The following is a 19,219-nucleotide window of genomic DNA, read 5'->3' as shown; positions in this document are numbered from 1 at the left end:
TTATTGAAATACAACAGTTTTATTACCATCGACAATAATACGATCTTCAAGATGCCATTTGACTGCACGTGCGAGCACATTACGCTCTACGTCCTGACCTAACTCGCGCAATTGTTCAACGGTAAAGTCGTGACTTACACGCTCTACGTCTTGCTCAATAATCGGACCTTGGTCAAGATCAGCAGTTACATAGTGCGCTGTTGCACCAATCAGTTTCACGCCTTTTTCATGCGCTTGCTTATATGGGTTCGCACCAACAAAGGCTGGGAGGAATGAATGGTGAATGTTGATCACTTTCATTTCCCATTTTTGAACAAATTCTTCGTCTAAAATTTGCATATAACGAGCAAGAACGAGTAAATCATTGCCTTGCATCAACTGATCAATTTGCTCATAAGCTTCACGTTTGTTTTCTTTATTCACAGGAACAACTTCAAACGGAATACCGAAATTTTCTACAGATTCACGTAAAGCATCGTGGTTAGACACGACTTTGGTGATTTCACATGGCAAACCACCACGTGCATGACGCCACAACAGCTCAAGCAAAGCATGGTCAACTTTTGACACCAAGATACCGACTTTCTTCACATCACTGACTAAAGCTAAACGCCAGTGCATGTTGTAACGCTCAGCAACATTGCTCGCAAATGTTTGAGTTAGACTTTCTTTACGGCTTTGTAAATTGTCCAATTCGAACTCAACACGCATGAAGTATCGCCCCCCTTGAGCTTCAGTCGCGTATTGATCAAGTGCGGTAATATTTGCTCCCTGATGATACAAAAAGCTCGATACAGCTTGCACAATCCCTGGTTTATCTTCACAGGTAATGAGTAAGCGTGCTGTGTTAGCGGTCGACATATTCATGTTGGTTTATATCACTAATCAGTTAAATTGAAAAAAGAGCCGAGTATTCTAACGCTTTTTAAAGCCAGACTAAATAGTCTTATTCAGTAACCTGATGCTTTACGTTTGAAAGACTTGCAAATAAGTCCGACGGCCCTAAAGTTTCGAGCAATCGCTCATAGGTTTCACGGCTTTCACCACGTAGATATGCGCCTTCTAAGAACACCATTTGTCGCAGTGCTTGCCACACCCACTTTTCTTCCAAAGTGTTGGAGTCGGTAATATGGCCCGACATATAAAGGAAGTTGGTCCAGTTGGTCAGCACGATCCACAAATTAATGGTTAAGGCCTCAATTTCAGAATCAGTCATCTGCATTAAACCTGCATCGACAAAGGCACGATAAATTTTCTGGCCTTGTTGCATGACTTGACCAGCAAAACGTGGATACATTTTACGGAAATCTTCATTATTTTCGACCAAGTGATAAACATCACGATGTAAAAAGCGATAAGCCCATAATTGGCTACTTAATACTTGAAAATAGCGAATTTTATCATTGGCATCTAATTGACGATCATCAGGAAGCGCTAACATTTCTAGCGTTTCTTGCTGATATTGCTCCATTAATTCCTTAATAATTTCACTTTTATTTCGGAAATGGTAATACAAGTTACCTGGGCTCATTCCCAGTTCAGCAGCAATATGATTGGTTGTCACTGAACGCTCGCCACGCTCATTAAACAACTGCAAACTCAGCTGCAAAATACGTTCTTTCGTTTTTAAGGTTTTGGTGTGAGACATCCTAAAACAACCATTTATTTCAAAGCATTAGAACACTAACACATAAAGTAACTTGACTATTTAGAGTATTTGCTCTAAAAATTAATTAATCGCTAATTTGGATATGGTCGTGCGACATGAATAGTCAAACAAAAACAACTTCAATGACACCACATTCTTTTGATCACCAGCATCTCAACAATATGTTGGAACAGCAGAAACAATCGTATTTACGTTACCCATTGCCTACAGCGAAGGAACGTATTGACCGTTTGGCTCGGCTTAAGCGTATCTTAGTTAAGTATCAAGATCAATTTGCTGATGCAATTAATCAAGACTATGGTAACCGTTCTATTGGTGAAACCAAGATTGGTGAGTTGCTCACATGTCTTGAACACATCAAATATTATAGCAAGCATTTGACAGACTGGATGAAACCATCCAAACGCCATGTCGGAATTATTCATCAACCTGCAAAAGCATGGGTGCAATATCAACCGCTTGGTGTCGTCGGCATTATTACGCCATGGAACTACCCACTGCTTCTTTCTATAGGCCCACTGATTTGTGCTTTGGCTGCGGGCAACCATGCCATGATCAAAATCTCGAGTGCCTCTGCGGCATTCGGTGATGTATTAGAAAAAGCCCTCGCAGAAGCATTTCCTCAAGAATTGGTCGCAGTCGTCAATGGTGGTGGCCCAATTTCAGATGCGTTTAGTCACCTTGCCTTCGATAAAATGATTTTTACTGGCTCAACCAATGTCGGTAAAACCGTCATGGCTGCTGCGTCTGAAAACTTAGTTCCTGTGATTTTAGAATTAGGCGGAAAGTCACCTGTATTGGTTCATCCGTCTATTGACCTTGCGGATGTTGCACAGCGTCTTGCGGTTGGTAAACTTTGGAATGCAGGTCAAACTTGTGTTGCACCTGATTATGTGTTCTTACCTCGTGGTAAAACTGCTGAATTTTTAGATCACTATAAAGTGTGCGTTGAAGCTATGTACCCAAGTATTGCTCATAATCAGGACTACACCTCGATTATTAATGACAAGCAGTACAAGCGCCTACAAGGTTATTTAGAAGATGCACGTGATCAAGGCGCACAAATCATCAGTTTTAACCCACAAAATGAAAATGTGGACGCTGTACGTAAAATTGCACCGACTGTTTTAACGGGTGTCACTCCAGACATGCAAATTATGCAGCATGAAATCTTCGGTCCGATCCTTCCGATCATGGAATATGATCAAATTGACGAGGTTATTGCTTTTATTAATAGCCGTCCTCGTCCACTTGCTTTATACTATTTCGACTTTGATCAGGCACGTGCCGACTATGTCGCAACACGTACCCATTCAGGACATTTCGGACAAAACACGGTATTAACCCATGTGGCTCAAGATGACCTGCCGTTTGGCGGTGTGGGGGCTTCGGGTATGGGGAAATATCATGGTCCAGAAGGTTTCTTCAGTTTGTCGCATGAACGCTCGGTGATGTCGAATCCAAAACTCTATAGTTTGAAATTCATTCTTCCACCGTTCAATAAGCCGATCCACAAACTGATTTCGAAGACACTTCTTCGATAAACGATCAAGGCATGAACGATCACACTAGGTGATCGTTCGTTTTATGCAAAATCGCTTGTCTTTTAAGCGCATTTTTGATATAAAACGCCCCTTGAATGAATTCAATGTTTTTTTTGACTGGCCATACAGATTTGCTGTTGGCTAAATCAATGGAGTTACACCATGTCTAAGGTTTGCCAAGTTACCGGCAAGCGTCCAGTCGTTGGTAACAACGTCTCACACGCCAACAACAAAACTAAACGCCGGTTCGAGCCGAACCTGCATCACCACCGTTTTTGGTTAGAAAGCGAAAAACGTTTCGTACGTCTTCGTCTAACTACTAAAGGTATGCGTATTATCGACAAATTGGGCATCGAAAAGGTTGTTGCTGACCTACGTGCTCAAGGTCAAAAGATCTAAGGAGCTACGAACATGCGTGATAAAATTCGCCTAGTTTCTTCTGCTGGTACAGGTTATTTCTACACTACCACTAAGAACAAACGTACTATGCCGGAAAAAATGGAAATCAAAAAATTTGATCCAAAAATCCGTCAACACGTAATTTTCAAAGAAGCTAAAATCAAATAATTTTAGTTTTTTGAAAAAAACGACCTGCTTAGGTCGTTTTTTTTTGCATTTTTTTTATTCGAATTGCTAAACTTTCAAAATGCTTTTGGCACTTTTTGTGCTTGTCTTTTTTACCCTTAACTTAGGCTTAAGGAGTTTTTAGTGCCTCATGATGTAGAACTCATAATATTACTTGCTGTTGGCTTTGGTTTTGCCTTAATTTTTGGCTATATAGCTGCGCGCCTGCGACTTCCTCCCCTCATCGGCTATCTGATTGCCGGTATTATTATTAGCCCAAATACGCCTGGAGTAGTTGGTGACATCCATCTCGCCAACCAGTTGGCCGAACTCGGTGTCATGTTCCTGATGTTTGGCGTGGGTATGCACTTTTCACTCAATGATTTGATGCAAGTCCGTCGTATTGCTTTGCCCGGTGCCATTTTACAAATTGCAGTGGCGACCTTACTGGGTATGGGAATTTCCATGCTTTGGGGCTGGAGCATGGGCTCAGCCTTAGTGTTTGGCTTAAGTTTGTCGTGTGCAAGTACGGTGGTTCTCCTCAAGGCTCTCGGTGACCGAGGCTTACTTAACTCCGTGAATGGTAAAATTGCTGTAGGCTGGCTCTTGGTTGAAGATCTGGTCATGGTCTTGGTTCTGGTCTTACTCCCTGCCACAGCAGTATTGCTTGGTGGACAGCCACTCACAGAAAGTAGTGCAGATGAAAATATCTGGCTCACCCTTGGTATTACCTTACTCAAAGTGGCAGGTTTTATTGCCTTTATGCTAATCATTGGTAAACGCTTAGTGCCAATGATTATGCAAGTGGTTGCGCGCTTAGGCTCACGTGAATTATTCACGCTCACCGTGGTTGCAGCAGCCGTGTCTATTGCCTTTGGTGCCTACAAGGTATTTGGTGTATCCATGGCACTGGGCGCATTTTTTGCTGGGATGGTAGTCAAAGAATCGGACTTTAGTCACCGTGCAGAAGAAGAAACCCTTCCACTTCGTGAAATTTTTTCGATTCTGTTTTTCGTCTCCGTCGGCATGCTGTTTGATCCACGGATCTTGATTGAACAACCGCTTCACGTCTTAGCTGTGGTCGGCATTATCATGATTGGTAAGACCATCGCTGCAATGGCGTTGGTGTTGTTCTTCCGTTACCCCATCAATACCGCATTAACCGTTGGGGCGAGTTTGGCGCAGATTGGTGAGTTCTCGTTTATTTTGGCGACCTTAGGTGTATCTCTAAACCTCCTTTCCATGGAAGGACAAAACCTGATATTGGCAGGTGCATTAATTTCGATTACGCTAAATTCATTTGTATTTTCTGCCATCGAGCCTATGCAGCGACTCATCCGTGAGCGCTCGAATTTGGCCCGTTTACTGGAACGTAGTAGTGACCCATTAGCCATGTTGCCGGATGAGGTCTCACAGGATTATCTGCGTGATCAGGTGGTGCTGATTGGTCATGGTGAAGTCGGTCGTCGTATTACCCGCGAATTAATGAATGAAAACATTAAAGTGGTTATTGCTGAAGAAAACCGTGAAATCGTGGAAAACTTGCGGGAAAAAGGCATCGCTGCGGTATCCGGTGTAGCAACAGAACCGGGTGTTTTAATTCAAGCCCATATTCAACACGCACGCCTTTTGGTCATTTCACCTATGGATATTTTAGATATTCATAAAATTGTCGACATTGCAAAAATGCTGAATCCCTCTATCCAAGTATTGGTTTGTGCGGAAAGCAAAGAAGAAGCTGAAGTCATTCGTCGTGACAATGTCGGTGAGGTTTATTATGCCAAAGAGGAAATGGCGAAAAATATGAGCAATCATATTTTAAATCAAATCCAAATTGCGCATCACCAAACACCGACACACTAAATGCCTAAATAAAACGCTTAGGGGCAATACCAAAAAGGCGATGCATTAAAGCATCGCCTTTTTTTAATGGATATAATTCATTAATTTTAAAATTACAAATAATTGAATTTAAAAAACATATTGATAAAATAAGCATCAAACGAAGCATCATTTTTAAAAACTTCAAACAAGAAACGAGAAAAACATGTACATCCTCTATTTAGGCCTTGCCATTATTTTGATTGGTGGTCTGGGCTTTCTCATCGCTGCATTTAAAACCAGTATTTTATGGGGACTGGGCTGTCTATTGTTTTATCCCATTTCCATCGTCTTTCTGATTCTGTATTGGCAAGATGCCAAAAATCCTTTTTTCTTACAGCTCATCGGGGTCTTTATTGTATTTTTAGGTTCGATACTGATCTCACCTACTGAACTGGGCACAGTCTAAGTGCCATTTTGGATATAAAAAAACGCACCAAAAGGTGCGTTTTCATTATCATGATCCGCAAAGTCAGCAGCTATATGATTAGCTCATATATTTTGGCTTTTCATCAACCACTTCGGCATGCCATTCATCCACTTGTTTTTCTAACAAACCAAACAATGCAGCCTGAATCATTTGCTGAGCGATCACACTCATTTGATCGCCCAAAATATTGCGTAATTCTTCATTGAATTGGATAGTCACCAAAGGCTCTTTTTCTGAGCCTGCATTACGCAATGCCAACTCACCACCTTCCAATTGAACCAGCTCTAAAATTGCTTCCTGGTTCCCAAAGAGTTCTTTCAACTGTTCTATAGACATATATCCCTCCATGCGCAACATGGTGATAAAGGCATCTGCACTTTGTATTACTTAGATAATCTTATATCGGGTTAAATAAATTTATTTCAAGTAGCAATAGTCCGATTAGAACTCCACCATCTCGTTACGAAATCCATCAATTAATTGAGTTAGATCACGATGCCATTCACGCAAAATAGCGGTATCTGGCAACCATGCTTGCGGTGTTTGGGTAACTTTAATAATTAAATTTGAAGACGTTTCATCTTCTGGCTCTGGTGCAGACGGTTCAGGTGCATATTGACACATACGATGTGCGCGTTTCAGCTCTGCAATAAAGCCCTGCTTTGCCAATTGCTGCATAACAGTCACTTCAGGTGATACCTGACCTTTTTCAGCCATCAGCGTTTCAATCGACTTTAACGTGGGCGCAGGATCATTTAAACGATAGTAACGCACCAACTCTTGTAAAAACGCAAGTACTGCACCATGCAAATGAAAAACTGCTGCTTCGCGATAAGCCTGAGCTTGTTGAACATGATCGGTCTGCTCAGCTTGCTGACATGCAAGACGGCTAAAATATAACTTTTGATTGGTACGATCAGCATGAAAGCGAGCAACACGAGACATGAACAATTCCCTAAATTTTGGCGTTTTTCTACATGAATAAGCTTAAACGGATTTTTAGGAAATTCACAATAAATATTATGGATGATCGATTTCAATTAAATAAATGTCACGCTTTGCGGGAACAGGCATATCCCAATCAATCATCCTGATATTTTCCAGACGCCAAGCCCAGTACCCTGCTGCCCAATATGTCGCCTGCGCTTGCTCTACCTCTGTTTCAGTCCATGCATGAACGTCATATACATCAACCATCGCCACTGCACGTCCAATATCTTCATCTCCGCTTTCATGTAAGTAGAGTTGATTTTCCACGATCACTAAATCTTTTAAAGGCAAATGTTCGGGCTGCCATGAGCGGACTTCAAGCGTTTTAAGCCCACAAGCAATGTTCAAACCAGATGGCGCAACAATCGACAAAGCCGAGTAGCATTTTTTCATAGATCACCGATAAAAAAAGGAGCGTAACGCTCCTTTTTAAATTTATGCTTTAGGCTTATCTTCAGCCGCTTTTACGCGAATACCCGCACCTTTGACTTTCAAAGTATTCAGGCCTTTAATCGCTTTTACAGCTTCACGACCATTTGGCATTTCGACAAAACCAAACCCTTTCGATTTACCTGTGCTTGCATCCATAACAACAACAGCAGACTCTACTGCGCCAAATGGTTTAAACAGTTCAACCAATTCTGCTTCAGTAACTGAACGCTCTAAGTTACGTACTAAAATTTTCATTCAATCTTCCAAATAGACAGCATCATCAAAAAGCATTTGTCTATTTTGCTTTTTAACTTGCGTGTAAATCACGTCAAAAATCTATTTTAATCGAGATCGATACCAAAATCTAAATTAATCGATTTTCTTTCGATTAACGCACTTTTTACGGTTTGCTGACGGGTTTTATAATGTGTTTCCAAACTACATAGGTTTCGAGTTAAATCATTCATAAAGTAACTTTCTACTTTACGCCCTTGCTCATCGACAGTTTCACGCGCCCAGTGGTTCAAGTTTTGCTTAGTCAAAATCAATTCATTTTGCGCACGTGTCAGCGCCACATATAACACCCGACGTTCTTCTTCCACTTCATCGAAATTACCTTGGGCACGTGCATGCGGATATTGCCCTGGTGTGACATTCGCCACATAACAGACTTTTTGCTCCGTTCCTTTTGCCGAATGAATGGTAATTAAAGTCACGACATCATTGTCAGATTGCCGTTCAATTTCAGAAATAGACACAGGATCGAGCACATACTCTTCAAGAAATTCACTGAGCTGTGTATGCTTTGATGCCAGTTGTTTCACCAAATCAAAATCCCCGACACGGCGGTTCCAATCTTTTTTATAGTTTTCTTCCAGCTGCTCAGAAATCGCTTGAACAGCCAAGCTTACACATTCTTTGACTTGATCTTTCAACACCGACATTTGCTTCATCATCAGAATCGCTTGATCAGGTACTTTGCCAAACTTTTCCAACTTGGTTGCAATGGCTTGCATTTCTGGCTCGAGTAAAATCTGCTGCGATAACTTACTCGCACCTACATCACCCACACCATTCCACAAGGTTAAAAAGCGCATCCATGCAATATCATCTAAAGGATTGGCCACTACACGCAATACACTGAGTAAGTCTTTTACATGGGCTGTTTCAAGTAATTTCATGCCGCCAATAAAGCGATACGGCACGTTTGCGGCAATACAGGCCGCTTCAATATGACGAGCAGCAAAGCTTGAACGCACAAGCACCATATGATCCGACCATTTGCTGCCTTCGAGGTAATGGCGCTCTTTAATATCAATGGCAATCCATCTGGCTTCATCAAACTCATTCGGGAAAATATGCATTTTCGGCTTAATCCCTTCACCACGATAGGCATCTAGGCGTTTGTCATATTTAATTTCACTTTCATCCAACAACCAATTCGACAGATCTAAAATTTCTTGGGTTGAACGATAATTTTTTTCGAGTTTGAAAATCTGTGCGTCGGGTACACGCTCTTTGAAATGATGAATATTTTCAAAGTCTGCACCACGGAAGCCGTAAATGGACTGTGCATCATCGCCGACACAGAACAAGCTGACACGTTCTTTTAGTGGCTCAAGTAACGCCCATTGCAGCGGATTGGTATCCTGCATTTCATCAACCAACATGTGGCGACAAATTGAAGCGACATAATCGACCAGTCCATCTGATTCCGCCAAGGCTTTCGCCACAATCGCCAAGATATCGTCATAATCTAAAAAACTACGCGCACGTTTACGAGCTTCGTATTCTTTCATGATATCCGCGATTTGATCTTTTAACGCAAAGTACTCAGGCATTTGCTTTTCCATGGCAATGCTGAGTTTTTGACGGGTATTCCGCGCAAAGGAATACAGATCACAGAGTTCTTTCGGCTTGGGCAAGTAATTGGGGTTTTTCTTATCATCACGACCACGAATCAGACGGAACATCATGAGCTGATCATCACGATCAATAACCGAAAACTGTTCTAGACCAAAGGCTTTTGGAATGCGGCGCAAAAGGTACATACAAAAGGTGTGAAAGGTTGATGCGCGTAACCCTTTGGCTTGCTCACCTAGAGCCAGCTCCACACGAGCGACAATTTCACTGGCCGCACGGCGAGTAAAAGTCAAAATTTGAATTTGATTAGCAGGCACGCCTTGATCAATTAAATAAGCTGCACGCGCCACGATGGTTTTGGTTTTACCACAACCTGCTCCTGCCAAAACCAAGCTATGCTGTGCTTCTGTTGTTGCGGCTTGTTTTTGTTGAGGATTTAATTCATCAATCAGGTTGGCTAAACTCATGGTGTCTCATCGTGCTATGTGAGTTGGTAGTTTAACAGAGCTACCCTAAATTCACAGCGTAGACGACTACAAAGTGACTCAACTTGACGCGGAAACACACCGTTTTAACCATGACTATTCATTTAAAATTTTCATTGTTTATACAGTAAAAAATCAGTAGATTTACAAATCAATATCATTAGAAAAACAAAGACCTATTTAAATCCATAGGCTTATAACTTTAGAAAATAACCGTCTCTAGGAATCATGACATGTTCAATAGATTTTCACAGCTTTCTCTGTTGGTACTGAGTAGTAGTTTTTTTCCATGTCCAAGTATTCAAGCTGCAGATAAACTTAGCCCCATGACACCTAGTGAGTGCCAAAAAGATTTTAACTTTAGCTCTGAATTTATACTCAAAAATGATGCGGGTATTCGAGCAAAAAACTGGGACAACTATCCAGAAAATATTCAAAAGGTCATAAATAAGCAAAACGCTAAAATTACACAAGTAAATTCGGTCGATGCCTGTAAAGAAATCACCAATCACTTTCTGAAATCTATCCGTAAAGGCCATCTGAGCTTAGGCCGAAAAACCATATCAGAAGCCATCACAGAGAGTTCAACAATACAATCAAGCAATCTCGTGACCACGCAAAAATTATCTGAGCAGACAACCTTAATTACTATCCCAACTTTTGCTCTGTCTGTTCAAGATCAACTTGAAAAGATCATTCAAGACAATCAAAACCAAGTGTTAGACGCACGTTATTTAATTCTTGATCTACGCAAAAACTCAGGCGGATTTGATATATCCACTTTTGGGAGCAGCTGAGTATTGGTTTGAAATACCCCAAATTTATGCATCTACAGAAAATATTCAATCATGGAAAGAAACAGCCAAAACCTTACCTGATGGGGAAATCAAGGTAGAATTTAATCGTATGATTGCTAAACTTGAAAGCAATAAAAATAGCTGGGTTGGGATGACGAAGCAGAAAGAGGAAAAATATGTGATCGCCCATTCAGACGTCAAAGCTACGCCCAAAAAAGTTGTTATTCTGTCAGATGAAGAATGCGGTAGTTCGTGTGAAATGTTTATTTTAACCGCACGTCAAAATCCGAATGTTTTAGTCATGGGGCGTAACACTTATGGTGCTTTAGATGCATCGAATATTCGAACCATCAAAACGCCATCTCAACAATTCACACTGTATTATGCAACCACATTTATCCACCGCCGTACGGGGCAGCAAATTGACGACATTGGTATTGCACCTAATATTCGCCTCCCTAAACCGCAAAATCCAACTGAGTACGATGCAGAAGTCACATTGGCACAGCACTATTTAGAAAATCGCTTATAGAAGTAACACTTTTCAGAACCGATCCATCTTAAGAGGAGTAGGTTCTGATCTTTTACATATAGAATTGATGAGATCTGTACAACTTTTTTCTAAGTATGTTTCGGCATTTTTTAATGCATCTTCCAACTTACAATCTGGTGGATTAATCCCAACAATCTGTGTGAAACCTAAATCATAAAGTTCTGTTATTTCCTCACCCACTAGACCAGCAAAGGCGATCACAGGTTTATTACACTTTTTTGCAACCTGTGCCACACCAAATGGTGTTTTACCGAACTTAGTTTGATGATCAATTTTCCCTTCACCTGTCAGCACATAATCTGCCTGTGCTATTTTTTCATTCAACTGACATTGTTCAATGACCAATTCCACACCTGATTGCATCGATGCACCCGCAAAAGCCATCAACCCAAAACCTAATCCACCTGCAGCACCTGCACCTGCGACATCACGTAAAGTACAACCCAGTGTCGCTTCAACGACATTGGCATAATGATTGAGGTTCTGATCTAACTGACGCACCATCTCCTGCGTTGCGCCTTTTTGCGGGCCAAAGATATGGGATGCACCATTTTCACCACATAGTGGATTAATGACGTCGCTGGCAATGATAATTTCTGTATGCGCTAAACGTGAGTCGAGCTGCGTCAAATCAATACTGTTAATTTGATCAAGACAACCACCACAAACTGCTATTTCCAAGCCATTTTCATCTAAAAATTGTGCCCCCAATGCCTGTGCCATACCTGCACCGCCATCATTGGTCACACTCCCGCCCAAGCCAATGATAATTTTACTTACTCCGAAGTCTAGAGCAGCCTGAATCATTTCGCCCGTACCATAAGTTGACGTCAGTAAAGGATTTCGCTGAGCCATATCGACAAGATGAATTCCATTGGCTTTTGCCATTTCAATCACTGCGGTTTTTCCACCGTCGATCAAACCGAAATATGTCGTCACACCTTGATTGGGCAAAGGACCTGTAAGCGCTATCGTCACTTTTTGACCGTCGCAAGCACTGAGTAACGCATCTACAGTTCCCTCACCGCCATCTGCCATTGGCACAGCGATGACATTTGCGTCAGGTATGAGCTTTAAAATTGCACGCCGCATCGCGTCACAGGCTTGTTGAGCACTCATACTTTCTTTAAATGAATCGGGCGCAAGAACAAAAGTGGTCATCTAAATGCTCAAAATAAAACTTGTCCTCAACCATAACGGTTTTAAAATAGCAGGTATATCTAAAAACATCAGAAAGGTTCGAAATGTCACGAATCAACCTAGGTCAGTCTGCACCTGAGCTATATAAAAAAGTTGCAGAACTTGATGCACTGGCAATGCAAAAAATAAATGAAGCTGGCCTAAGTGAAGGTTTAGCCCATTTACTCAAATTACGTGCATCCCAAATCAACAAATGTGCGTTCTGTATTCGCATGCATGCACACGATGCACTGAAAACAGGTGAAAGCATTGAACGCATTAGCCTACTCAATGCATGGCGTGAAACTGCGTACTATGACGAAAAAGAACGTGCTGCTTTAAGCTTGATCGAAGCAATTACATTGATTGCCGAAGGCCAAGTTCCTGATGCCGTCTATGAAGATGCCCTACCATTTTTAACGGATGATCAAATCAGTGCGATTGAATGGCTCGCAATTGTCATTAACACATGGAATCGTATCGCCATTAGTAGCCGCTATAGCGTGAAACCTTAACGGGTTGTACACATTAAAAGTGAATAAAAAAAAGAGTGCCTCAGCACTCTTTTTTTATTTATCAGATCCGCAAGCAGCTTACTGCTCTGCCGAGCTTTTCGGCACTTCACGTCGAATATAAGAAGCCAAAGTAAGGTAGTTGACCCCTTGGAATAAAATATCAACCGCCAAGAATAATCCTAATACCCAAAATGGCGCATCAGGCGAAATCAAAATGATCACACCCGTAATCAAGGTCAATAGACCTGAAAATAGCGTCCATCCCCAACCTTGAAATGCTCGAAATAGCACAGCATTAAAGATACGAATGACCCCTGCAATGATCAAGATAATCGCCAATAAATTGGTCAGGACAATGGCTGTTTTGACAGGCGTTGTAAATGCATAATAGCCTGCGACCAAATACAGCACACCAAATAGTGCCCAGAACCAGCGGTAACCGCCTTCAAAAATTTTAAATGCTGCGATGAAGTGGATTACTCCACCTAACATCATCAGCACACCAAAAATATAAATCACCGTAAGTGTCGCAAATGGCAAAGCTGCCAAAAGGACCAATCCGAAGACCACCAATAAAGCACCTAAACCGAGATACCACTTACGGTTTTCATGGAGCTGACTGCGAATTAAATCGTTGCCTACTGTTCTCATGTTTTTTCTCAAGTTATTCGTTATTCAATGGATTATGCAACTTCATGATGACGAAAAATAAAAGAAAAGTCCAAATCTTATCCACACTGCTGACTTAGACTGTGGATAAGATAGGTTTTATCCACATTATTTTTTCCATCCCACTTCAATTGCTGTGATGTCATTCACCACAGTATCAGCTAAATCTTCTGGCATTTTACTTTGCGTCTGTGAGGTAGGAATATGCCCCGCCATTAATTCAGCTTTGTTTTGTGGAAACAAAGGCTGCCGCTGGGGTTCTGCATAACCGACAGGGAAGATTGGCTGACCTGTGGCCAAATCATACTTATCCGTTGCACCAAAAGCGTGTAATAACTCATGGGCTAAAACGATTTTATTCTGCGCTGTCTGTTTATTCGATGCAAATAAATTCACCGATCCAATTCGACCATTTTCCAAAGCTGTGGAATGTTTAAGTTCTTTGGTTTGGTTCGGATCGTAATAATTTAGAAAGAGCGTGACACTCGAAACCCCGTCTACATTTTCATGCTGTTGCCAAGCATAGTAGCGGAATTTCAAACTCCATAAGATAACGTCCAACATACCGGCGTCATTGGGTACTTTGGGAGGTAAAACTTTCAGCTCACGACCTAACTTAAAATACACATAAGTCGGTTGCCCTCGGTATTTCTGTGCTGTCGCTTGTAAATATTGTTGAACATCATTTAAATCATTGACAGAGAGCTGCTGTATATAAGCTTGAGTGCTCTCTCGACCATCTGCATTAATTGGATGTAACAATACAAAGATCGGTTTACTCCAGTCTTGGTTTTTGTCTTTATAGGCATTGACTGCGACCACTAGTAGAATCAGCAGTAAACACAGTACCCGAATTTTTTTCCACATTCCCCAAGATCTCAATTAATTTTTAGCATTTATTTTCAGAATTAAAACAGAACATTCTTAAAATGTCTTGGACAATTTAAAAGCTCAATAGATTGCCTATCATCAAATATCCCTGATCAAAAGACATAAAAAATGCCGACCGAAGTCAGCATTTTATTGATTTTAAAGCTTAAGCCTCAACCCACTTACCGTCTTGGTACACCAAAGACCATTTGGTTTGTTTGCCTTCAGCATTTTCAGAACCAATATATTGCGCTTGGTTCTTACGGCTGAATTTCACCAATGTTGGGTTTCCTTCAGGATCGACATCCGGCGCTTGCAAGATGAACTGATATTTTGCATCCAACTGATCTGCGACAGAACGTAGTTCAGCCACTTTCGGTGCACGAGTTTCACGTACTTTCGGGAACTTACTTGCAGCTAAGAATAAACCTGCTGCGCCATCACGAAGGACAAAGAAGTCATCATGTTTTGTTGAACGTAAGTGCTCCATTTTAATTGGATCTACACGTGGAGGTGCAGGCTGACCACTCTTCAACACTTTACGTGTATTGTCACAGCTATTACATGCAAAGTAAGGACCGAAACGGCCTGTCTTCAATTGCATTTCGCCATCACATTTGTCGCACGGAATGGTTGGGCCATCATACCCTTTGATTTTGAACTCACCTTCTTCAAGCTCAAAACCAGCGCAGTCTGGGTTATTACCACAGATATGCAACTTACGCCCACCATCAATCACATAGCTATCCATGGCTGTTTCACAGATTGGACAGCGTTTTTTCGACATTAAATCTGCTGTTTCTGCCGAGTCATCGTCAGACAGTGCAGCCAATGATTCTACAGGTGTCAGGTTTAAAGTTCCCTTACAACGCTCTTTAGGTGGTAAGTTATAACCTGAACAACCCAAGAACACGCCTGTAGTCCCTGTACGAATCTGCATCGGACGATCACATTCTTTACAGTGCACAGCATCCACTTCTACAGGTAAATTACGGCGCATGCCATTTTCACCCTGAGCTGTGGTTAAACGTGTTTTAAAATCACCGTAGAAGCTATTGAGTAACTCTTTCCAATTACGATCACCATCGGCGACTTTATCTAGTTGACCTTCAAGATCTGCCGTAAATGCATAGTTCATCAAGTTATTAAAGTTTTCATCGAGACGGTCTGTCACGATTTCACCCATTTTCTCGGCGAACAAACGACGGTTATCGAGCTTCACATAACCACGGTCTTGAATGGTTGAGATAATCGCAGCATACGTCGATGGACGACCAATCCCTTTTTTCTCAAGCTCTTTGACCAATGATGCTTCAGTGAAGCGCGCAGGTGGTTTAGTAAAGTGTTGCGATGGATCTAATTTTTCAAGCTTGAGTACTTCACCGACTTTTACAGCAGGCAACAGTACATCATCATCCGATTTGTTTTGACCACGCACTTTAGTGAAACCATCAAAAACCAATGTACGGCCTTTGGCTTTGAGTTCAACACCATTGGCATTGACTAAAATCGTTGATGATAAATATTCTGCAGGGGTCATTTGACATGCAACGAACTGACGCCAGATCAGGTCATAAAGACGCTGTGCATCACGCTCTACACCCACCAAACTATCGCCTTTTAGCGCGACATTTGATGGACGAATCGCTTCATGGGCTTCTTGCGCACCCGCTTTATTGCCGTAGCGATTTGGTTTAGCCGGTAAATATTTTTGACCAAACTCAGTTTCAATATGACCACGAACCATATTTACAGCGTCATCACTCAAGAATGTTGAGTCTGTACGCATGTAGGTAATAAAGCCGGCTTCATATAAACGCTGTGCCAACATCATGGTTTTCTTCACAGAAAAACCTAAACGTGTACTCGCTGCTTGTTGCAGTGTAGACGTGATGTATGGCGCACTTGGATTAACCTTGGTTGGTTTATCTTCACGAGCTGAAACTGTGTAGTCGGCATCTTTAATCAGGTTCAGTAAAGCATCCGTTTCAGCTTTGTTGTGCAGTTTTAAAGTCTTGCCATTTTGCTTCACTGCTTCTAAGCGGATATCATCTTTCTTCGACTTGGTATCTGCAAAAACTTGCCAAAATTCTTCTGGAACGAAGGCACGAATTTCACGTTCACGCTCAACCACAAGTTTAACAGCCACAGATTGCACACGACCTGCCGATAAACCACGGGCGATTTTTTCCCATAAGAGTGGCGAGATCATAAAGCCCACAATACGGTCGAGGAAACGACGGGCTTGTTGAGCATTGACTTTATCTGTATCGAGGCGAGAAGGATGTTTAAACGCTTCTTGGATGGCATTTTTGGTAATTTCGTTGAACACCACACGTTGATAACGTGAGTCGTCACCGCCAATCACTTCTTTTAAATGCCAAGCAATTGCTTCTCCTTCCCTATCCATATCCGTTGCGAGATAGACCTCGTCAACTTGCGATGCAAGCTTTTTCAGTTCCGCAACAACATGTTCTTTACCCGGTAGGACTTCGTACTGTGCCTTCCAGTCATTTTCAGGGTCTACACCCATACGATTAACCAAAGCTTTTTGTGCTTTTTTGGCTTTTTCAGCTTCAGTTAATTTTGCACGAGTTACTGGCTTTTTCTCTGCTGTTTTACTCGAGCCGCCTGTAGGTAAATCACGGACATGACCCACCGATGATTTCACGATGTAATCAGAGCCCAAATATTTATTGATTGTTTTCGCTTTTGCAGGCGATTCCACAATCACTAACGCACGCTTTTTCCCAGCATCGGCAGATTTTGCTGTGGTACTTTTAGATGTGGACCGAGGAGCGTTCGCCATAGTTAACCATCATTCCTGTTTAATAGGTTTTTTAAAATTTAAAGTTCAGCCAATGAATGTAAAAATGCTTTCATATCATCAAGCTGTGTGGCTCTTAAGTCAGATTCTTCGTTCCAATAGAGTCCTACACAGTTTGCCTGCATATCAATAGCATAAATGCCCTTTAATGTAATGGCTAAATCCTTGAACTTGTCATCACCATGCACCAGTTCAAGTTTGTCATCGACCACTAAAGCACGCATTAAAGGCAAACGCGCATCTGGAATCAGCACACTGTAATACGCCACCATACTGGCACGCTTTTCAGATGCCATTGGAATCTTGGTCCAAGCAGGTGCAGCCACTAAACGTGGGTGCAGCCCCATCTTACGCGCCTTCTCACGCATAATGCCCAAGGCTTTTTCTCTAGGATTTACTCGAAGTCCAAAAATCGACCCAAGTACAAAGACCACAATAAAAACGGTAACCCAGATTCCAGTATTTTCCATAGCACAACCTTTATATTCCTTTATTAGAGTTGCATAAGCGCAATATAAAACGCAAGTTCACTCGATAAAATTAATTCAGGAACATCTCGTGGCTATACAGCACTTCGTGACCATTCCAATAGATATATCCTTTTTCGATCAACTCTTTAAGTAATAGTCGAACATCAGATTGTGGGAACATTTGCTCCAATAAATCACGTAAGGCGTAGATATCTTTTGGTTTATCTGACTTTAATTCATGCAATTTTCGGATCACTTCCATTTGCACAGGGTCAATTTTATTAAAATTTTTAAACAAGCCTTGCTGTGCAGCCTGAATCATCGACGCCGTATCATCAGTATTTGAGGTTTGATCTTCGAGTGAAGCAGTAAATGCATTCAGGTCTGTTTTTATCGGCAATGCTGTTTCAGCAGTCGCATTTAAATCTAGCTGCACCCATTGTTTGAGTACTTTTTTTCGAATCGAAATCTGCTCATCAAAGCGTTTGACGATTTTTAGATTGATCAACATACCGACCAAATGCTGAGCTTTTTCGCTAGAGACTTGCAAAATATTCATTAGTGAGTTTTTCAGTTTATCCAAACTGTTGGGTTTGCCACTGAGTTTTTCCAGACCATCACAATAGTGTTTAATCAGTAATAAATCAGGTTTATTCCGAATGGTTTCTAGGTCAGGAATTTTATACTTCACTTTATGTGAAACTTCTTGTTCTGATTGAATTTGAATAAGATGTGCACTGAGTCCAGAGCCGTTCAATTGTTCCATCAGTAATTCAATATCAGGCATTGCTGAAATGACTTCAATATGCGCATCTGGATCCATCAAGGCCATCAGTTGCCCCACAATCACCGCATATTCAAATTCTTTTTGCGGCGTTTCTGGAATATCCAAAACCACCAATTGACCACTCGCGATCCACCCTGCAATTTCAGTCAAATCTTCAAGTGCATATTCAAATTTTCCGCTGCAGCTAAACACATACAAAGTACTGTAATGTTCAATGATATTGCGCAATAGATTTGCTGTGGGCGGGTTATTTTCCAAATCTAGCAGGACAACTTTTTGACTCATGAGATGAAATAATGGGTTTCGATCAGCAGATGCGGTGCATTAGACCTGTCACGCTGCAAAAGGTCAAATAAATTTACACCAATCCACAGCTTTGGCGCTGATTCGTCTTCTGCCTGTCATTCAATAGTGACATTAATAATGCGGTGGGCGGTTAGTCATTGGGTCAAATGCCGCAATACCTTCAGATAAATCTGCCGATTCAATACGACGATACAAAATCTGCATTTGTTTCTTTAAATCAGCGATTTCGGCGTTTTGACGCGCAACTTGATCATTCAGTTGGTCAACTAAATCATCTAAAAATGCAATTCGGACTTGCAAATCTTCAATGGGTGCGGAAAATGACGCCTGTTCATCAAGATTTTGTTGTGTAGTCAATTTACACTCCTCATATAAGATTTCAGGAAAC

General features: G+C 41.5%; 22 protein-coding genes. 8 read left to right on the top strand and 14 right to left on the bottom strand.

The features are described 5' to 3' along the window. Both purU and FTU13_RS11295 read right to left on the bottom strand, forming a co-directional pair. Positions 1 to 867: a formyltetrahydrofolate deformylase gene (purU, locus tag FTU13_RS11300; RefSeq protein WP_078192727.1), complete on the bottom strand. Its 867-nt coding sequence runs from the start codon at positions 865 to 867 to the stop codon at positions 1 to 3. Positions 868 to 946: 79 nt separating this feature from the next. Next, entirely contained in the window at positions 947 to 1,648 is a 702-nt protein-coding gene (locus FTU13_RS11295; RefSeq protein WP_180034938.1) for a TetR/AcrR family transcriptional regulator, read from the bottom strand. 116 nt (positions 1,649 to 1,764) lie between these two features. Between FTU13_RS11295 and FTU13_RS11290 the strand changes: the two genes are divergently transcribed. The 5 genes from FTU13_RS11290 (at position 1,765) to FTU13_RS11270 (ending at position 6,067) form a co-directional block, all read left to right on the top strand. Next, positions 1,765 to 3,213, top strand: a complete 1,449-nt coding sequence (locus FTU13_RS11290) for a coniferyl aldehyde dehydrogenase (RefSeq protein ID WP_180128359.1) — start codon at positions 1,765 to 1,767, stop codon at positions 3,211 to 3,213. Between the two features lie 162 nt (positions 3,214 to 3,375). Continuing rightward, a complete protein-coding gene (gene rpmB / locus FTU13_RS11285) occupies positions 3,376 to 3,612 on the top strand; it encodes a 50S ribosomal protein L28 (protein WP_000048256.1) in 237 nt (78 codons plus the stop codon). A gap of 12 nt (positions 3,613 to 3,624) precedes the next feature. Beyond that, complete coding sequence (gene rpmG / locus FTU13_RS11280) at positions 3,625 to 3,780, top strand: 50S ribosomal protein L33 (protein WP_001205031.1); 156 nt, start codon at positions 3,625 to 3,627, stop codon at positions 3,778 to 3,780. Between the two features lie 141 nt (positions 3,781 to 3,921). Next, positions 3,922 to 5,640: a cation:proton antiporter gene (locus tag FTU13_RS11275; RefSeq protein WP_168377889.1), complete on the top strand. Its 1,719-nt coding sequence runs from the start codon at positions 3,922 to 3,924 to the stop codon at positions 5,638 to 5,640. A gap of 184 nt (positions 5,641 to 5,824) precedes the next feature. After that, the gene (locus FTU13_RS11270) at positions 5,825 to 6,067 is read left to right on the top strand and encodes a hypothetical protein (RefSeq protein WP_078192731.1); all 243 of its coding nucleotides are present in this window, start codon (positions 5,825 to 5,827) and stop codon (positions 6,065 to 6,067) included. Positions 6,068 to 6,145: 78 nt separating this feature from the next. On the opposite strand, the gene FTU13_RS11265 is transcribed toward FTU13_RS11270, so the two are convergent. The 5 genes from FTU13_RS11265 to FTU13_RS11245 all read right to left on the bottom strand — a co-directional run bounded on the left by FTU13_RS11265 (position 6,146) and on the right by FTU13_RS11245 (position 9,840). After that, positions 6,146 to 6,424, bottom strand: coding sequence for a hypothetical protein (locus FTU13_RS11265; RefSeq protein WP_078192732.1), 279 nt, complete (start codon positions 6,422 to 6,424; stop codon positions 6,146 to 6,148). A 105-nt stretch (positions 6,425 to 6,529) separates the two neighbouring features. Next, positions 6,530 to 7,033: a DUF6586 family protein gene (locus tag FTU13_RS11260; RefSeq protein ID WP_180010190.1), complete on the bottom strand. Its 504-nt coding sequence runs from the start codon at positions 7,031 to 7,033 to the stop codon at positions 6,530 to 6,532. Positions 7,034 to 7,108: 75 nt separating this feature from the next. Next, positions 7,109 to 7,471, bottom strand: coding sequence for an ASCH domain-containing protein (locus FTU13_RS11255; protein ID WP_180128357.1), 363 nt, complete (start codon positions 7,469 to 7,471; stop codon positions 7,109 to 7,111). Between the two features lie 42 nt (positions 7,472 to 7,513). Further along, positions 7,514 to 7,765 (bottom strand): RNA-binding protein, encoded by a 252-nt coding sequence (locus FTU13_RS11250; protein ID WP_078189697.1) that lies wholly within the window; start codon positions 7,763 to 7,765, stop codon positions 7,514 to 7,516. A gap of 86 nt (positions 7,766 to 7,851) precedes the next feature. Then, positions 7,852 to 9,840, bottom strand: coding sequence for an ATP-dependent helicase (locus tag FTU13_RS11245; RefSeq protein WP_180128355.1), 1,989 nt, complete (start codon positions 9,838 to 9,840; stop codon positions 7,852 to 7,854). Positions 9,841 to 10,091: 251 nt separating this feature from the next. Between FTU13_RS11245 and FTU13_RS11240 the strand changes: the two genes are divergently transcribed. Then, positions 10,092 to 10,655: a S41 family peptidase gene (locus FTU13_RS11240; protein ID WP_180128354.1), complete on the top strand. Its 564-nt coding sequence runs from the start codon at positions 10,092 to 10,094 to the stop codon at positions 10,653 to 10,655. Continuing rightward, positions 10,642 to 11,187 (top strand): S41 family peptidase, encoded by a 546-nt coding sequence (locus FTU13_RS11235; protein WP_180128352.1) that lies wholly within the window; start codon positions 10,642 to 10,644, stop codon positions 11,185 to 11,187. Before FTU13_RS11240 ends, FTU13_RS11235 begins: the two co-directional genes overlap by 14 nt. A gap of 12 nt (positions 11,188 to 11,199) precedes the next feature. On the opposite strand, the gene FTU13_RS11230 is transcribed toward FTU13_RS11235, so the two are convergent. Further along, positions 11,200 to 12,369 carry a glycerate kinase gene (locus FTU13_RS11230; protein ID WP_180128350.1) on the bottom strand — a complete coding sequence of 390 codons (1,170 nt, stop codon included), beginning with the start codon at positions 12,367 to 12,369 and terminating at the stop codon, positions 11,200 to 11,202. 83 nt (positions 12,370 to 12,452) lie between these two features. Here FTU13_RS11230 and FTU13_RS11225 point away from each other — a divergent pair, with 83 nt between their 5' ends. Next, the gene (locus FTU13_RS11225) at positions 12,453 to 12,902 is read left to right on the top strand and encodes a carboxymuconolactone decarboxylase family protein (protein WP_180128348.1); all 450 of its coding nucleotides are present in this window, start codon (positions 12,453 to 12,455) and stop codon (positions 12,900 to 12,902) included. Between the two features lie 78 nt (positions 12,903 to 12,980). Here FTU13_RS11225 and FTU13_RS11220 read toward each other — a convergent pair whose 3' ends face one another. The 6 genes from FTU13_RS11220 to FTU13_RS11195 form a co-directional block, all read right to left on the bottom strand. Further along, positions 12,981 to 13,553, bottom strand: coding sequence for an HdeD family acid-resistance protein (locus tag FTU13_RS11220; RefSeq protein WP_180128346.1), 573 nt, complete (start codon positions 13,551 to 13,553; stop codon positions 12,981 to 12,983). A 126-nt stretch (positions 13,554 to 13,679) separates the two neighbouring features. Beyond that, positions 13,680 to 14,438, bottom strand: coding sequence for a hypothetical protein (locus tag FTU13_RS11215; RefSeq protein ID WP_180128344.1), 759 nt, complete (start codon positions 14,436 to 14,438; stop codon positions 13,680 to 13,682). Positions 14,439 to 14,607: 169 nt separating this feature from the next. Further along, entirely contained in the window at positions 14,608 to 17,250 is a 2,643-nt protein-coding gene (gene topA, locus FTU13_RS11210) for a type I DNA topoisomerase (RefSeq protein WP_078192741.1), read from the bottom strand. 38 nt (positions 17,251 to 17,288) lie between these two features. After that, the gene (locus tag FTU13_RS11205) at positions 17,289 to 17,738 is read right to left on the bottom strand and encodes a hypothetical protein (protein WP_078189705.1); all 450 of its coding nucleotides are present in this window, start codon (positions 17,736 to 17,738) and stop codon (positions 17,289 to 17,291) included. 70 nt (positions 17,739 to 17,808) lie between these two features. Continuing rightward, positions 17,809 to 18,810, bottom strand: coding sequence for a hypothetical protein (locus tag FTU13_RS11200; RefSeq protein WP_180128342.1), 1,002 nt, complete (start codon positions 18,808 to 18,810; stop codon positions 17,809 to 17,811). Between the two features lie 132 nt (positions 18,811 to 18,942). Beyond that, positions 18,943 to 19,188, bottom strand: coding sequence for a SlyX family protein (locus FTU13_RS11195; protein ID WP_180024468.1), 246 nt, complete (start codon positions 19,186 to 19,188; stop codon positions 18,943 to 18,945). Between the last annotated feature and the right edge of the window lie 31 nt (positions 19,189 to 19,219).

It is taken from the genome of Acinetobacter sp. YH12064 (assembly GCF_013419735.1).
Classification (GTDB): Bacteria; Pseudomonadota; Gammaproteobacteria; order Pseudomonadales; family Moraxellaceae; genus Acinetobacter; species Acinetobacter amyesii.
The sequence above is the reverse complement of the archived record's forward strand: the minus strand, read 5'-3'. Positions and strand labels throughout refer to the sequence as shown.

What these genes read in the sequence shown, in the direction of transcription:
- FTU13_RS11295 (WP_180034938.1), bottom strand. Translation starts at nt 1,648, where the DNA reads ATGTCTCACACCAAAACCTTAAAAACGAAAGAACGTATTTTGCAGCTG.
- FTU13_RS11240 (WP_180128354.1), top strand. Translation starts at nt 10,092, where the DNA reads ATGTTCAATAGATTTTCACAGCTTTCTCTGTTGGTACTGAGTAGTAGT.
- FTU13_RS11250 (WP_078189697.1), bottom strand. Translation starts at nt 7,765, where the DNA reads ATGAAAATTTTAGTACGTAACTTAGAGCGTTCAGTTACTGAAGCAGAA.
- FTU13_RS11225 (WP_180128348.1), top strand. Translation starts at nt 12,453, where the DNA reads ATGTCACGAATCAACCTAGGTCAGTCTGCACCTGAGCTATATAAAAAA.
- FTU13_RS11220 (WP_180128346.1), bottom strand. Translation starts at nt 13,553, where the DNA reads ATGAGAACAGTAGGCAACGATTTAATTCGCAGTCAGCTCCATGAAAAC.
- FTU13_RS11290 (WP_180128359.1), top strand. Translation starts at nt 1,765, where the DNA reads ATGAATAGTCAAACAAAAACAACTTCAATGACACCACATTCTTTTGAT.
- rpmG (WP_001205031.1), top strand. Translation starts at nt 3,625, where the DNA reads ATGCGTGATAAAATTCGCCTAGTTTCTTCTGCTGGTACAGGTTATTTC.
- FTU13_RS11255 (WP_180128357.1), bottom strand. Translation starts at nt 7,471, where the DNA reads ATGAAAAAATGCTACTCGGCTTTGTCGATTGTTGCGCCATCTGGTTTG.
- FTU13_RS11265 (WP_078192732.1), bottom strand. Translation starts at nt 6,424, where the DNA reads ATGTCTATAGAACAGTTGAAAGAACTCTTTGGGAACCAGGAAGCAATT.
- FTU13_RS11245 (WP_180128355.1), bottom strand. Translation starts at nt 9,840, where the DNA reads ATGAGTTTAGCCAACCTGATTGATGAATTAAATCCTCAACAAAAACAA.
- topA (WP_078192741.1), bottom strand. Translation starts at nt 17,250, where the DNA reads ATGGCGAACGCTCCTCGGTCCACATCTAAAAGTACCACAGCAAAATCT.
- FTU13_RS11215 (WP_180128344.1), bottom strand. Translation starts at nt 14,438, where the DNA reads ATGTGGAAAAAAATTCGGGTACTGTGTTTACTGCTGATTCTACTAGTG.
- FTU13_RS11230 (WP_180128350.1), bottom strand. Translation starts at nt 12,369, where the DNA reads ATGACCACTTTTGTTCTTGCGCCCGATTCATTTAAAGAAAGTATGAGT.
- FTU13_RS11270 (WP_078192731.1), top strand. Translation starts at nt 5,825, where the DNA reads ATGTACATCCTCTATTTAGGCCTTGCCATTATTTTGATTGGTGGTCTG.
- FTU13_RS11205 (WP_078189705.1), bottom strand. Translation starts at nt 17,738, where the DNA reads ATGGAAAATACTGGAATCTGGGTTACCGTTTTTATTGTGGTCTTTGTA.
- FTU13_RS11200 (WP_180128342.1), bottom strand. Translation starts at nt 18,810, where the DNA reads ATGAGTCAAAAAGTTGTCCTGCTAGATTTGGAAAATAACCCGCCCACA.
- FTU13_RS11260 (WP_180010190.1), bottom strand. Translation starts at nt 7,033, where the DNA reads ATGTCTCGTGTTGCTCGCTTTCATGCTGATCGTACCAATCAAAAGTTA.
- purU (WP_078192727.1), bottom strand. Translation starts at nt 867, where the DNA reads ATGAATATGTCGACCGCTAACACAGCACGCTTACTCATTACCTGTGAA.
- rpmB (WP_000048256.1), top strand. Translation starts at nt 3,376, where the DNA reads ATGTCTAAGGTTTGCCAAGTTACCGGCAAGCGTCCAGTCGTTGGTAAC.